The sequence below is a fragment of the Micromonospora sp. NPDC049275 genome (assembly GCF_043197115.1).
Classification (GTDB): domain Bacteria; phylum Actinomycetota; class Actinomycetes; order Mycobacteriales; family Micromonosporaceae; genus Micromonospora.
On record NZ_JBICSN010000002.1, the window covers coordinates 308,349 to 322,282 of the forward strand.

Here is a 13,934-nt window from a genome sequence, read left to right on the forward strand (position 1 = left end):
ATGCGCCGTCGGGGGTCCGTCGGCGTTTCCCGGGAGTTACATCACGGCTTAATGAATGTCGTCATTAAAGTTGCTGGCCGGTGGGTCGTCAAGCACGGTGCGGTTACAGTCGCCACCAACGGCCGACGGGAACGAGGGGACGAGTGGAGCTGGCACGAGCCACCAACCGGAGCGTCCGGCTGCGCAACAGGTCCGCCCTGCTGACGAAGCTCTTCCTCGACGCGCCGCTCACCCGGCAGGACCTGGTGCGCAGCACCGGGCTGAGCCAGCCGGCGGTGAGCAACGTGGTGGCCGACCTGATCGACGAGGGCATCGTGGCCGAGGCCGGCGCCGCCGAGTCCGACGGTGGCCGCCCCAGCATGCTGCTGCGGGTCGCCCCCCGGTACGCCTTCGTGATCGGCGTGGACGTCGGCGAGACCCGGGTCCGGGTCGAGCTGTTCGACTTCGCGATGAGCCTGCTCGCCAGCATCGAGTACCCGCTCGATCCCGCACGCACCGAGCCGGCCGTGGTCGCCGGGCACGTGCTCGCCGGCATCGAGGCGGTCACCGGCCAGGCCCGGGTGGCCACCGCCGACGTCCTCGGCGTCGGCATCGGCGTCTCCGGGGTGGTCGAGCAGGGCGTCGAGGCCGTCGTGCACGCCCAGGCCCTCGGCTGGGACCGGGTGCCGTTGGAACGCCTCATCGGCGCGGGCACCGACCTGCCGCTGCACATCGACAACGGCGCGAAGACCCTCGGCCAGGCCGAGATGTGGTTCGGCGCCGGGCGCGGCGCCCGGCACGCCGTCTTCGCGCTCGTCGGCTCCGGCGTGGGCGCGGCAGTGGTGACCAACGGCGCCACCTACCGGGGGGCGTCCAGCAGTGCGGGGGAGTGGGGGCACACCACCCTGGTGTACGGCGGCCGGGCCTGCCGCTGCGGCGCGCGCGGCTGCCTGGAGGCGTACGTGGGGGCGGAGGCGATCATCGACCGTTACCGCGAGGCGCGTCGGGGTCGTCAGGTGCCGGGGGTGGACGAGGAGTCACAGCTCTCCGCGCTTGTCACCGCCGCCGACTCGTCGGCCACCGCTCGCCGGGTGCTGGATGACACGGCGGGCTACCTCGGCGCGGGGGTGGCCAACCTGATCAACCTCTTCAACCCGGAGCGGGTGGTCCTCGGCGGGTGGGCGGCGATGGTGCTGGGCGACCTGCTGCCGGCCGTCCGCGAGGCCGCCGGTCGGCAGGCGCTGCGCCAGCCGTACGAGCAGGCGTCGATCGAGCTGTGCCGCCTCGGCGTGGACGCGGTGGCCCTGGGCGCGGCGACCCTCCCGATCGCCCGCTTCCTCACCGAGGGCGGCGTCCGCCGCTGAGCGGGACGACGCCGTCCGCGACGGCAAATTACACAAAACCCGAACCTCGGGATAAATAACGAAGTTATAGATCGATGTCTTGACGCCGCCGCAATCTCGCCGCAACACTCCTACGAGAGCGCTCTCCGCCCTGCGGCGCCGCATCGGCGGCACCACCACCCACGGCACCACGGGCGACATCCGATCCCCCACCAGCATGGCGTCCGTAACGCCCTATCGACAGGCGATGTCATGACATCTCGTGCTACATCCGTACGTCCGCGTCCCCGGCGGGTCGTCCGGCACCTCCTCGCCGGGCTCGCCGTGACACTGGTCGCGGCCCTGACCCCGGCCGTCGCCACCGCCCCGGCGCAGGCCGCCCCCACGCTGCTGTCGCAGGGTCGCCCGGTGACCGCCTCGTCCACCGAGAACGCCGGCACCCCCGCGTCGGCCGCCGTCGACGGCAACGCCGGCACCCGCTGGGCCAGCGCGTTCAGCGACCCCCAGTGGCTCCAGGTCGACCTGGGCGCCCAGGCGACCATCAGCCAGGTCAACCTGCTCTGGGAGGGTGCCTACGGTCGGGCCTTCCAGATCCAGACCTCCAACGACGCCGCCACCTGGACCACCGTCTACTCGACCAGCACAGGCGTCGGCGGCACCCAGAACCTCACCGTCACCGGCACCGGCCGGTACGTGCGCATGTACGGCACCGCCCGGGGCACCGCCTACGGGTACTCGCTCTGGGAGTTCCAGGTCTACGGGGAGACCGGCGGCGGCACGTCCACCTGCGGCAGCACCAACGTCGCGCAGGGAAGCCCGGTGACCGCCTCGTCCACCGAGAACGCCGGCACCCCGGCGTCCGCCGCCGTCGACGGCAACACCGGCACCCGCTGGGCCAGCGCCGCCAGCGACCCGCAGTGGCTGCGCGTCGACCTCGGCAGCACCCGCACCATCTGCCGGGTGACGCTCACCTGGGAGGCCGCGTACGCCCGGGCCTTCCAGCTCCAGACCTCGACCGACGGGTCCACCTGGACCACCGTGTACTCCACCACCACAGCTACCGGCGGCACGCAGAGCCTCACCGTCGCCGGCAGCGGACGCTACCTGCGCGTGTACGGCACCGCCCGGGGCACCGCCTACGGCTACTCGCTCTGGGAACTGGCGGTGAACACGACAGGCGGCGGCACCACCGAACCCCCGGTCGGCACCACCGACCCGTACAACCCCAACCTCGGGCCCAACACGTACGTCTTCGACCCCAGCACGCCCACGTCGACCATCCAGAGTCGACTGAACACCCTCTTCACCCAGCAGGAGACCAACCAGTTCGGCCCGCAGCGCTACGCCGTGCTGTTCAAGCCGGGCACCTACACCGCCGACGTCAACCTCGGCTTCTTCACCCAGGTCGCCGGGCTGGGCCTGAGCCCCGACGACGTCAACCTCAACGGCCACGTCCGCACCGAGGCGTTCTGGATGGGCGGCAACGCCACGCAGAACTTCTGGCGGGCCGCGGAGAACCTCTCGGTGACCCTGCCCGCCGGGCAGACCGTGGAGCGCTGGGCGGTGTCGCAGGCCGCTCCGTACCGGCGGATGCACCTGCGCGGCGCGCAGAACCAGATCCAGCTCTGGAACGGCGGCGACGGCTGGTCCAGCGGCGGCCTGCTGGCCGACACCCGCATCGACGGCCTGGTCGTCTCCGGCTCGCAGCAGCAGTGGTACTCCCGCAACAGCGAGTTCGGCAACGGTTGGACCGGCTCGGTGTGGAACATGGTGTTCCAGGGCGTCGTCGGTGCCCCGGCGCCGAGCTTCCCCAATCCGTCGCACACGGTCATCGCGCAGACCCCGCAGGTGCGGGAGAAGCCGTTCCTGTACGTCGACGGCACCGGTGAGTACCGGGTCTTCGTACCCGCGCTGCGCACCAACTCGACCGGCACGAGCTGGTACAACAAGACCCCGGCCGGCTCGTCGATCTCGCTGTCGCAGTTCTACGTCGTCCAGCCCGGCACCAGCGCGGCGACCATCAACGCGGCGGTCGCGCAGGGCAGGCACCTGCTCTTCACGCCGGGCGTGCACCACGTCACCGAGCCGATCCAAATCAACCGGGCCGACACGGTCGTCCTCGGCCTCGGCCTGGCCACCATCCAGGCCGACAACGGCAGCGTGGGCATGCGGGTGGCCGATGTGGACGGCGTCAAGGTCGCCGGCCTGATGTTCGAAGCCGGCACGACCAACTCGCCGGTGCTCATGGAGGTCGGGCCGTCCGGCTCGTCCGCCAGCCACGCCACGAACCCGACCTCGCTGCACGACGTGTTCTTCCGCATCGGCGGCCCGCACGTCGGCAAGGCCACCAACACGCTCACCGTCAACAGCGACAACGTGATCGGCGACCACATGTGGCTGTGGCGGGCCGATCACGCCGCCTCGGGCGTACCCACCGGGTGGACGCTGAACACCGCCGACACCGGGCTGACCGTCAACGGCGACAACGTCACCATGTACGGCCTCTTCGTCGAGCACTACCAGAAGTACCAGACCCTCTGGAACGGCAACGGCGGCCGGACGTACTTCTACCAGAACGAGCTGCCCTACGACGTACCGAACCAGGCGGCCTGGATGAACGGGCCGACCAGGGGCTACGCCGCGTACAAGGTCGCCGACTCGGTGACCAGTCACCAGGCGTACGGGCTGGGCAGTTACAGCTACTTCAACGTCAACCCCGCGGTGGTCGAGGAACGGTCCTTCGAGGTGCCGGTCAACTCGAACGTGCGCTTCACGAACATGGTCACCGTCTCGCTCGGTGGCGTCGGCACCATCAATCGGGTGATCAACAACGCCGGGGGCACCGCGAACGCGGCCAACCAGACGGTGTACCTGACCACCTACCCCTGACCGGGGCGCCCGCGCCGGCCCGGTCGACTCATCGGACCGGGCCGGTGCGGGTCGCACCCAGGGCCGAGGCCGGCCCGGTCCCGCCGAAGACCGGGCCGGCCACGGTCACATCCTCAGGACGCCAACACCTCGGCCGCCGCGCGCTCCCCGGCACGCACCGCGCCCTCCAGGTAGCCGGCCCAGCGGGTCGCCGTCTCGGTGCCCGCCCAGTGCACCCGCCCGATCGGCGTCCGCAGCCGTGGCCCGTACACGCGCCAGGCCCCCGGGGTGAGGACACCGCAGAAACAACCCCGCGTCCACTCGTCGGCCGACCAGTCGTACTCGACGAGCGCGATCGGATCCACCGCCCGCGGCCCGACCACTGTGGCGAAGGCGTCCAGGACGCACTCGCGCCGTCGCGCCGGGGACATCTCCCGCAGCGCGGCGGCGTCGCCGGCGTAGCTGAACCCGGTGAGCACTCCGCGCGGCGAGGTTGGCGTGGAGTTGTCCACGGTCTCGGTGAGCGGGCCGGAGCTGCTGGTGGACACGCCGGAGCGCCCGTCGGCTCGCCAGAACGGCTCGGGGTAGACGGCGTGCACCTTCCACGCCGACCCCATCGGCATCCGCTGCGTCAGGCCGTCGCGCAGCGGCGGCAGTGGCGGATCGTACCGGATCCGGCCGGCCAGTGCCGGCGGCAGCGCGACCACCACGGCGTCGCCGTCGACGCGCCCGGCGTCGGTGCACACCGTCACCCCGTCCGCGTCCTGCCGGATCGCGCGCACGGCGGCGCCCAGCCACAGCGTCCCCGGTGGCAACCCGGCCGCCATCCGCTCGGCCAGCGCCGGCGGACCGCCCACGATCCGGTCCTGCTGCGCGCCGCCGGCCATGCCCAGCAGCGGCCCGGTGCCGCCCGCGCCGCGCAGGTAGAAGAGCAGGTGCAGCAGGGACACCTCGTCCGCGCCGGTGGCCAGCAGCCCACCGGCGAGCAGTCGCCCCAGGTAGTCGGCCGTGTCGGCGTCCCCAGCCGTGGCGCGCAGCCAACCGCCGAGCGTCGTGGCGTCCCACCGCGCGGCCTCCGGCGCTTTCCACGGCGCGGCCGGGTCCAGCCCGGCGGCGTATCCGTCGAGCAGGTCGAGCACCCGGGGAACCTGCGCGGGCGGTTCGGTCCGCCGCTCGCCGGCCCACAGGACTGTGGACGCGCCGAGCGCCGCCGAGGCGAAGGTGACCAGCCCGTGCTCGGCGACCAGCGCGTACATCCGGTCCTGGGTCGGACCGATCCACTGGGCGCCCAGGTCGAGCTGCGTCCCGTCGGGCAGCCACCGGGTCAGCACCCGCCCGCCGACGCGGTCGCGGGCCTCCAGCACCCGCACGCGCGCACCGGCCCGGTGCAGCGCCGCGGCGGCGGCGAGACCGGAGAAGCCGGCGCCGACCACGATCACCCGCAAGCCCTCGGACACGGCCACGGTCTACCCCAAAGCGTCGGGCATATGACTCTTCGCGCGCTCACGCCGATGATCGCGGTCCGGGTGGGGTGGCATCGACGGTCTTATACTGTGCCTACCGGTCGTGGAACCCGTGAGCGGAGGCGGGCGTGCCACTCTTTTTCCTGAGCTACGCCCAGGAGGACAACCGCAACGGTCAGATACAGGCGTTCTTCGGCGATCTCAGTGAAGCGGTGGCCGGGCTGGCCGCCGTCCACTGGGACGAGGCGGGGTTCATCGACGGGCAGATCCTGCTCGGCAGCACCTGGACGGACGCGTTGTCCGACGCGCTGTCCAGCAGCGCCTGCCTGATCGCGCTCACCTCCCCCCGGTACGTGGTCAGCGACTACTGCGGTCGGGAGTTCCGGGTCTTCGCCGACCGGATCGACGAGCACGAGCGGCAGTTCCACATCCGTCCACCCGCCATCGTGCCTGTGCAGTGGATCCCGTGCGACAGGCTGCCGAAGGCTGTCGCCGGCTTCCAGTACCGCAACTTCCCGACCGGCACCGTCTACGCCCAGGACGGCCTGCTCACCCTCAAGCAGCGCCGTCGGCACGAGGACGAGTACAAGGACTTCGTCGACGCGCTCGCCAAGCACATCGTGCAGACCGCCCGCGACCACATCCTGCACCGGCCGGCGCAGCGTCCCGTGCTGTCCAAGGTGACAAGCGCCTTCGACCTGCCGGCGCGGCCACAGGCACACCACGGCCAGGCCGCCTCGACGGCGGTGCAGCGGGCGACAAGCGCCCGGCACGTGCACATCGTGCTGGTCGCCGGCAGCTCCGCCGAGCTGGCCGACAGCCGGCCCGGTGCCGAGGACCGCTACGGCGCGGTCTCGCGGGACTGGCGTCCGTACCGGCCCGAGCTGGAGGTTCCCATCGGCAGCTGGGCCGGGGCCATCGCCACCACCAAGAGCTACGGCTGGACGGTGGAGGACGCCGAGGAGTTGGCGGCCGTGCGGGAGTGGGCGCGGGCGCACAACCAGATCGTCGTGCTGGTGGTCGACGTCTGGTCCGCCGACCTGCCGCGCTACCAGGTCAGCCTGATCCGCCACGACGGTGACGTGGACTCGCCGCGCGCGCCGGTGCTGGTGCCGTGGACGGCCGCCGACGACGCGGCTGCCGGCGGCAACCGCAAGATGTGGGACACCCTGGCCCGGGTGCTTCCGCACCACGTCCTGCACAACACCCGCGACGTGTGGCGCACCCAGATCGCGACGTCCGCACGCTTCCAGGAGGAACTGGAGGACGTGCTGGTGGTCGAGCAGGGCCGGATCTACCGCACGGGCACGGTCTACCAGGAGCCGCCCACCGACGGCTCGCCTCAACGCCCGATCCTCGAAGGTCCCTAGGAGAGGCACGCCATGGCGGTGAACGAGACGGCACGCGGCCAGATCGTGACCTTCTACTCGTACAAGGGCGGCACCGGCCGCACGATGGCGCTGGCCAACGTCGCCTGGATCCTGGCCAGCCAGGGACTGCAGGTGCTGGTCGTCGACTGGGACCTGGAGTCTCCGGGTCTGCACCGCTACCTCCATCCGTTCCTGCGCGACAAGGAGCTGCGCGCCACCCCGGGCGTCATCGAGATGATCTGGGATTACTCGATCGCCACGATGCAGCGCAACCGTGACGAGGACTCCCAGGAACTCCTCACCGGCCATGCCAAGATCCAACGCCGGGCGGTCTCGCTGAACTGGGACTTCAGCCACGGCGGCGTGATCGACTTCGTGGCCGCCGGTCAGCAGGACTCGGCGTACTCCCGGCTGGTGAGCACCTTCGACTGGGCCAACTTCTACGAGCGGCAGGGCGGCGCGTCGTTCATCGACGCCGTGCGGGCACAGATGCGCGCCGAGTACGACGTGGTGCTGATCGACAGCCGCACCGGCCTCAGCGACGTCGCCGGCATCTGCACCGTGCAACTGCCCGACCTGGTCGTCAACTGCTTCACCATGTCCACCCAGAGCATCCGCGGTGCCGCCGCGGTCGCCCGCTCCATCCGCAGCCAGCGCCCGGACGACCCGCCGCTGCTGCTGCCGGTGCCGATGCGCGTGGAGGACGCCGAACTGCGCAAGCTGGAGACCGGCCGGGACCTGGTCCGCGCCGAGTTCGCCCCGTTCCTCGATCACCTCTCCGACGCGGCGGCCGCCCGCTACTGGAACACCATCGAGGTGCCGTACCGCACGTTCTACGCCTACGAGGAGATCCTCGCCGCGTTCGGCGACCGGCCCGAGCAGGTCGGCACCCTGCTGGCCGCGTACGAGCAGCTCGCCTCGGTGATCACCAACGGACGGATCACCCAGCTGCACCCGATGCGCGAGCCGGACCGACGCCGCTCGCTCACCGAATTCGAACGCAGCCGGCTCACCGCCGAGCAGGCGGTGCTGCTCAGCTACGCCTCCGCCGACCGGCTCTGGGCCGAGTGGATCACCGACCAGTTGGAGGACGCCGGGCTGCGGGTGGATCGCCGAGCGCTGGACGTGCCGCTGCACTCCGGCGGGCGGGCCGAGTTCGACCGGGCCGCCAGCGGCGCCAGCCGGGTACTGGCCGTGCTCACCAGGCACTACGCGGGCACCTCCCTCGCCGGTGAGGTGTGGAAGACCGCCACCGGCCGCGACCAGCTCGGCGGTGGGGGAGTGCTGGTGCCGCTGCGGGTCGACGAGTCGCGGCTCACCGTCCCGTACAGCGATCACAGCCCGGTGGACCTCACGGACGTCGACCCGTCCACCGCGCGGACCCGGCTGCTGGAGGCGGCCGGAGCGCCCACGGTCACCGTCGGTGGCCGTGCGGTCGGCCGGTTCCCCGGCCCGTTTCCGGCGATATCCAACGTCCGCCAGCACGGCACCCCGTTCGTCGGCCGCGCCGCCCAGCTCGAGGCGTTGCGTGACCGGCTCACCACCTCGCCGGACTCTGCCACCCAGGTCATACACGGCCTCGGCGGTGTCGGTAAGACCCAGCTCGCCGCCGAGTACGCGCTGCGCTTCGGCCGCGACTACGACCTCGTCTGGTGGATCCCGGCGGACAGCGAGGACCGCATCCGCGGCGGCCTCGGCGACCTCGGCCAGGCGATGGGGCTGGGCACGGGCAGCGGCGCCGAGGCGGCCCGCCGGGTGCTCGACACGCTGCGCCGCGCCGGCTCCGACCGGCGCTGGCTGATCATCCTGGACAACGCCGACAAGCCCACCCACGCCACCCGGGCGCTGCTGCCGCAGGGCCCCGGCCACGTCCTGCTCACGACCCGAGACCAGAGCTGGAGCGAGTACGCCACCGCGACCGAGCTGACCGTCTTCGACCGCGCCGAGAGCGTCCAACTGCTGCGCGACCGGGTCCGCGGGCTCACCGACGACGAGGCCGCCCAGGTGGCCGAGAAACTCGGCGACCTGCCGCTCGCGGTCGAGCAGGGCGCGGCGTACCTGCGGGCCAGCGCCATGCAGGTGGAGAAGTACCTCAGCTCGCTGGACACCCCCGGCCTGCTGCGCATCCTCGACGGCCGGCAGTCCGCCGGCTATTCGAAGGCGCTCGCCGCGACCTGGCTGTTCACCCTCGGCCAGTTGCGCGAGGAGAAGCCGGCGGCGGCCCGGCTGCTGGAGCTGTGCTCGTTCTACGCGCCGGAGCCCATCCCGGTCGCCATGCTCACCGGTGACCGCTTCGCCAGTTTCATGGCCCCGATCGACCCGACGCTCACCGACCCGATCCTGCAGGGCCTGGTCACCGCCGAGCTGGGCCGCTACGGCCTGGCCCAGGTCGACGCGGAGAACAACTCCGTACGGATCCACCGGCTGGTCCAGCTCGTCATCCAGGACCAGCTGGCCGACCCCGAGGAGGCCCGCCGGGAGGCCCAACTGCTGCTCGCCGCCGCCAGCCCCCGCGATCCCGACAAGCCTGTCAACTGGCCCCGGTACGCGGAGCTGTGGCCGCACGTCCGCCCCAGCGGTCTGCACCTGTCCACGCTGGACGAGGCGCGGCAACTCGTCGTGGACATCGTGCGCTACCTCTACCGCCGGGGCGACTACGACACCAGCCGCGCGCTGGCCGAGGAGTCCCTGGCCGGGTGGCGCGACACCGACCAGGACGATCCCACCAAGCTGCGGATGCGCTTCCACCTGGCGAACGTGCTCCGCGCGCAGAGCCACTTCGACGGTGCGTTCGAGATCGACCGCGACGTCTACGACCGGCAGCGGCGGATCTTCGGCGAGGAGCACCTCTACACCCTGATGACGGCCCGCAGTCTCGGTGCCGACCTGCGCGCCCAGGGCCTCTACCACGAGGCCGAGGCGCAGGACCGGCGCACCCTGGAGCTGAGCGTGCGCAGCTTCGGCGACGACAGCGGTCGTACGCTGACCGCCGAGAACAACCTCGCCGTCTCGCTGCGCCTGGTCGGTGACTTCCGTGGCGCCGCCGCCCTCGACCAGCACATCCACGAGCGGCGGCGGGACCGCTTCGGTGAGGAGGATCCGTCCACTCTCGCCTCGGCCAGCAACTACGGGCGCGGCCTGCGCGACACCGGCGAGCTGTGGCGCTCGCACAGCGTCCTGCAACGCACCTACACCATCCAGCAGAAGGTGATCGGCGCGGACCATCCGGAGACCCTGCGGACGGCGAAGGAGTTGGCGCTCACCCTGCGTCAGCTCGGGCGCTTCGCCGACGCGCACCGGCTGATCGAGCGGACCGTGGTCCGCTACCAGCGCACCCTCGGCAGCGAGCACGCCGACACGCTCTCCGCCGAGATGGCCCTGGCCACCACCTGGTCGGCGGTGGGCGACAACCAGACGGCCCTGCGGGTGGCACGTCGCCTGCGCGACGGCTACAACGAGGTGCTCGGCGAGTCGCACGCCATCACCCTCGCCTGCCTGAACAACCTCGGTGTGCTGCTGCGCAAGCAGGGTGACCACACCCAGGCCCGGGAGTTGTCCCAGCGGGTCCGCGACCAGTTGCTGGCCAGCCTCGGCGAGCGACACCCGCACACCCTGCTGGCCACCCTCAACCTGGCCAACGACCTGTTCGCCCTCGGCGACCGGGACAACGCGTTGCTGCTGGACACGACCGCGTACGTGGAGCTGACCCGGGCGCTGGGCGCCGAGCACCCGGACACGCTCTCCGCGTCGGTGAACCTGGCGTTGAGCCGGCAGGCAACCGAGAGCGAGGCGGACGCCGGCCGGGCCCTCTACGACGAGGCGTTCGGTCAGTTGGTGCAGCTCTTCGGCGGGGACAACCCCCGGGTGCTGCAGGCCCGCCAGCGGGAACGCTCCAACGCCTACATCGAGCCGGCCCTGCTCTGACCCGTCCCCGCCCCGCTCGGTTCCACCTCGGCCACCTCTCGTGCTTACGGTCCGCGGCCTACCGTGCGGAGGGTTGCGCCAGCCAGGCCGCGAGGGCGAGCGGGTCGGCGTCGGGGAGCGTGTGGCTCAGCGCCCGCACCAGCTCGGGACGGCTGGTCAGCGCCCTGGCCGCAGCCGGCTGTCCGGTGTGGTGGGCGCTCAGGGCCAGTCCCACCCAGGCGTCCACGTCGCCGCAGTCGGCCGCGACACGTCGCCGGTACCCGGCCAACGCGTCCTCCCGCTTGCCCGCCGCGTACGCCTGGTCACTCGGGCTCGAGCCGGGCGGCCCGCCGGAGCCCAGCAGCCGATGGCGGACGGCGCCCTCGGGACCACTGCCCATGGTGAGGGCGGGGCGGGCCGCGGCCGGAACGACAGTCGACACCGAGCGGCCGGCGTCCGGTGGCACGCCCTGTCGCCACGCGCGCGTCAGGCGCTCCACCTCGTCCGGGTCGGGGGCCAGGTTGGCCAGGCCCCAGCGCATCGCGCCGGCGTCCGCCACGTCGCGCACCGCCGCCTCGACCGCGCCGTCGACCGGGTCACGCCAGCCGCGCAGGGTGGTCGCCATGTCGGCCACGAACGACCGGCCGGCCTCGGTCAGCTCGGCCGCGTCGGCGAGCTGCCGGACCGCGCGGATGGTCTGCTCCCGCCAGTACGCGTACTCGAACGCGGCGGCGGTGCCCTCGTGCCGCCGGCAGCGCCACACCTCGGTCACCCCCAGATGCGCGTACGCGCCCTGCAGCAGCGCGCCGACCGGGCGCGGGTCCAGTCGCCACGGCGCCCGGTAGCGGGCCGGCCCACCCGCCCCGTGCAGCGGGACCAGATCGAGCAGCGCGCCGAGTTTGGTGTGCTGCACCTCGTGGACGAGCAGCAGCGCGAGGGTCTGCGCGTCGGCCGGCACGGAGAGCGCGATGGCCCCGAGCGCATCCCTGCTGGTGGCGCTCACCGGGTTGCCCGAGGGCGGCGGACGCAGCGGCACGAGTGTGCGCAGCAGCCCGGCCAGCGCGTCGGCGTGTGCCGGAAGGTGGCAGCGCAGCCACTGCCCGGCCTCGGCGGTGAGCCGGTGCAGCCGGGCGGCCGACACGTCGTCCAGTCGGGGCGCGGACGGCCGGTGGTAGCAGCCGCGCCACGGGTCCTGGTCGTCGATGAGCACCTCGACCGCGTCGAACGGCCTCATCCGGCGCACCGGCAGCCAGCCCATCCCGCCGACGCCCGCGTCGAGCAGCCGGCCACCGCCCGCCTCGATCCGTACCCCGTCATCCTGGGCGGCGTCGATCCGCAGCGTGCCCCCCTCGCCGCGCAGCCGCACCGGGCCGTCGGCGGGCAGGCCCGTCGCCGCGCCGACGGTGGGCAGTGGCAGCACCCCGTCGGCCGGGCGGGGCAGCGTCAGCGTGAACGTCAGGCCGGCGCGGGTCGCCGCCGTCGCCGCGAGCGCGGCCAGGTAGGCGGGGCCTGTGGAACCATCGAGCGCGGCGCGGGCCCACCCGGTGACGGGGGGATGGGCCAGCACCGCGGCCACCGCCGCCGGGTCGGCCTGCTCGGCCCGGGTGAGCAGTTCCAGACTCTGCCCGAGCAGTGGCTCGCCCCGGCAGGCGCGGGCCGCGGCGACGGTCAGCAACCGGCGGCGACCGAGCTGCCCGCCGCGCAACACGGCGACCGTGGCGGCGTCCCCGTGGCCGCTGCCCAGCCCGGCGAGCTGCGCCGCCGACAGCGGGCCCGTCACGGCTGCGCCACAGGCGTCGGCACGCTCGCCGCGGCGACGCGGCGGCGCAGCGCGTCCAGGTCGGCGGTCACCACCGTCCGCACGTGCCCGATCAGGCGCAGCAGGTCGACGCAGTAGACCGACGGGTGGACGAAGCCGGCGCCGTCGCGGAAGCGATGCGCGTACAGGCCGCCGCCGCAGACGTCGACGACCGGGCAGGCACGGCAGGCCGGCGCGAGCGCAGCGATCCCGGTGGGACGCCCGGCAAGTGACGGGTGACGCAGAGCGTCGTCGATGCTGTGCCGGAAGACGTCGAAGCCGGTCCGCATCGCCGACGCGGTGGTCGTCTTGAGCGTGTCGGTGCCCTCGATGGTGCCGTCGGTCTCGATCGTCATGACGTCCGGCTCGGCGGCGCCCAGCGCCTGGGTGCCGCTGCGCCCGCCCAGCAGCAACGCGATCACCGACTCGAACAGCCGGATGCCGGTACGCCGTGGCGCCTCGGCGTACCAGCGGTCGAAGACGGCGATCAGCCAGTCCGCGTACGGGGTGGCGGGGTCGTCGGGGTGACGCCCGGGTGGGGGAGCGGACCAGTTGCCGTGCGGCAGCAGCAGATCCAGGCGGGGCGGGTCGAACTCCCGCAGGCCCTCGTAGACGGCGATCGGGTCGTTGGCCAGGTCGACCGTGCAGAGCAGACCGGCGTAGCGGGCCCGGTGTTCCGGCCGGGCCAGCAGACGCAGCGCGGCGGCCACCTCGTCGAAGCTGCCCCGCCCGTCGGCGTGGCGACGGTGGCGGTCGTTGGCGGTGCGGTCGCCGTCCACGCTCACCCCGACGTCGATGCCGTGCGTGTGGCACAGGTCGAGCGCCGCCTCGTCGAGCAGCAGCCCGTTGGTCTGCATCGCCACGTCGAGGGCGACGCCGGAGGGCATCGCGGCGCGCAGCGTGCGTACCGTCCGGTCGAGCACGGTGAGGCCGGCGAGCAGCGGCTCACCGCCGTGCAGCACCACCCGCACCCGGTCGGTGCCGTGCCGGGCCACGTGCGCGGCGAGCCGGTCGGCGACCCGGCGCACGGTGCCGGGGGCCATGATCCGTGGCCGGGTCCGCCAGTCCTGGTCGGCGTGTTGGTAGACGTAGCAGTAGTCGCAGGCCAGGTTGCATCGCGAGTGGACCTTCAGCACCACCTGGCGGATGCGGGGCGCGGCCACGACAGGGCGGTGTCGGGTGGCCGACGGCGGGGCGTCGGCCGGCACGG

Annotated in this window: 7 protein-coding genes; 4 read left to right on the forward strand and 3 right to left on the reverse strand. The window is 72.8% G+C overall.

The window, feature by feature from the left end:
• Positions 1-143 precede the first annotated feature (143 nt).
• Both ACGFIE_RS06840 and ACGFIE_RS06845 read left to right on the forward strand, forming a co-directional pair.
• A complete protein-coding gene (locus ACGFIE_RS06840; RefSeq protein WP_363681696.1) occupies positions 144-1,343 on the forward strand; it encodes an ROK family transcriptional regulator in 1,200 nt (399 codons plus the stop codon).
• Positions 1,344-1,574: 231 nt separating this feature from the next.
• The gene (locus tag ACGFIE_RS06845; RefSeq protein WP_393291853.1) at positions 1,575-4,211 is read left to right on the forward strand and encodes a discoidin domain-containing protein; all 2,637 of its coding nucleotides are present in this window, start codon (positions 1,575-1,577) and stop codon (positions 4,209-4,211) included.
• Between the two features lie 113 nt (positions 4,212-4,324).
• On the opposite strand, the gene ACGFIE_RS06850 is transcribed toward ACGFIE_RS06845, so the two are convergent.
• Complete coding sequence (locus ACGFIE_RS06850; protein ID WP_393291855.1) at positions 4,325-5,647, reverse strand: flavin monoamine oxidase family protein; 1,323 nt, start codon at positions 5,645-5,647, stop codon at positions 4,325-4,327.
• Positions 5,648-5,781: 134 nt separating this feature from the next.
• Here ACGFIE_RS06850 and ACGFIE_RS06855 point away from each other — a divergent pair, with 134 nt between their 5' ends.
• Together ACGFIE_RS06855 and fxsT are read left to right on the forward strand one after the other, a co-directional pair.
• Entirely contained in the window at positions 5,782-7,023 is a 1,242-nt protein-coding gene (locus tag ACGFIE_RS06855; RefSeq protein WP_393291857.1) for a TIR-like protein FxsC, read from the forward strand.
• Between the two features lie 12 nt (positions 7,024-7,035).
• Positions 7,036-10,947, forward strand: coding sequence for an FxSxx-COOH system tetratricopeptide repeat protein (gene fxsT, locus ACGFIE_RS06860; protein ID WP_393291859.1), 3,912 nt, complete (start codon positions 7,036-7,038; stop codon positions 10,945-10,947).
• A gap of 58 nt (positions 10,948-11,005) precedes the next feature.
• On the opposite strand, the gene ACGFIE_RS06865 is transcribed toward fxsT, so the two are convergent.
• Positions 11,006-12,706, reverse strand: a complete 1,701-nt coding sequence (locus tag ACGFIE_RS06865) for an aKG-HExxH-type peptide beta-hydroxylase (protein ID WP_393291860.1) — start codon at positions 12,704-12,706, stop codon at positions 11,006-11,008.
• Positions 12,703-13,932, reverse strand: coding sequence for an FxsB family cyclophane-forming radical SAM/SPASM peptide maturase (locus ACGFIE_RS06870; protein WP_393291863.1), 1,230 nt, complete (start codon positions 13,930-13,932; stop codon positions 12,703-12,705). Before ACGFIE_RS06870 ends, ACGFIE_RS06865 begins: the two co-directional genes overlap by 4 nt.
• Positions 13,933-13,934: the final 2 nt, after the last annotated feature.

Coding starts and splice junctions, on each gene's coding strand:
- fxsT (WP_393291859.1), top strand. CDS start 7,036: ATGGCGGTGAACGAGACGGCACGCGGCCAGATCGTGACCTTCTACTCG.
- ACGFIE_RS06845 (WP_393291853.1), top strand. CDS start 1,575: ATGACATCTCGTGCTACATCCGTACGTCCGCGTCCCCGGCGGGTCGTC.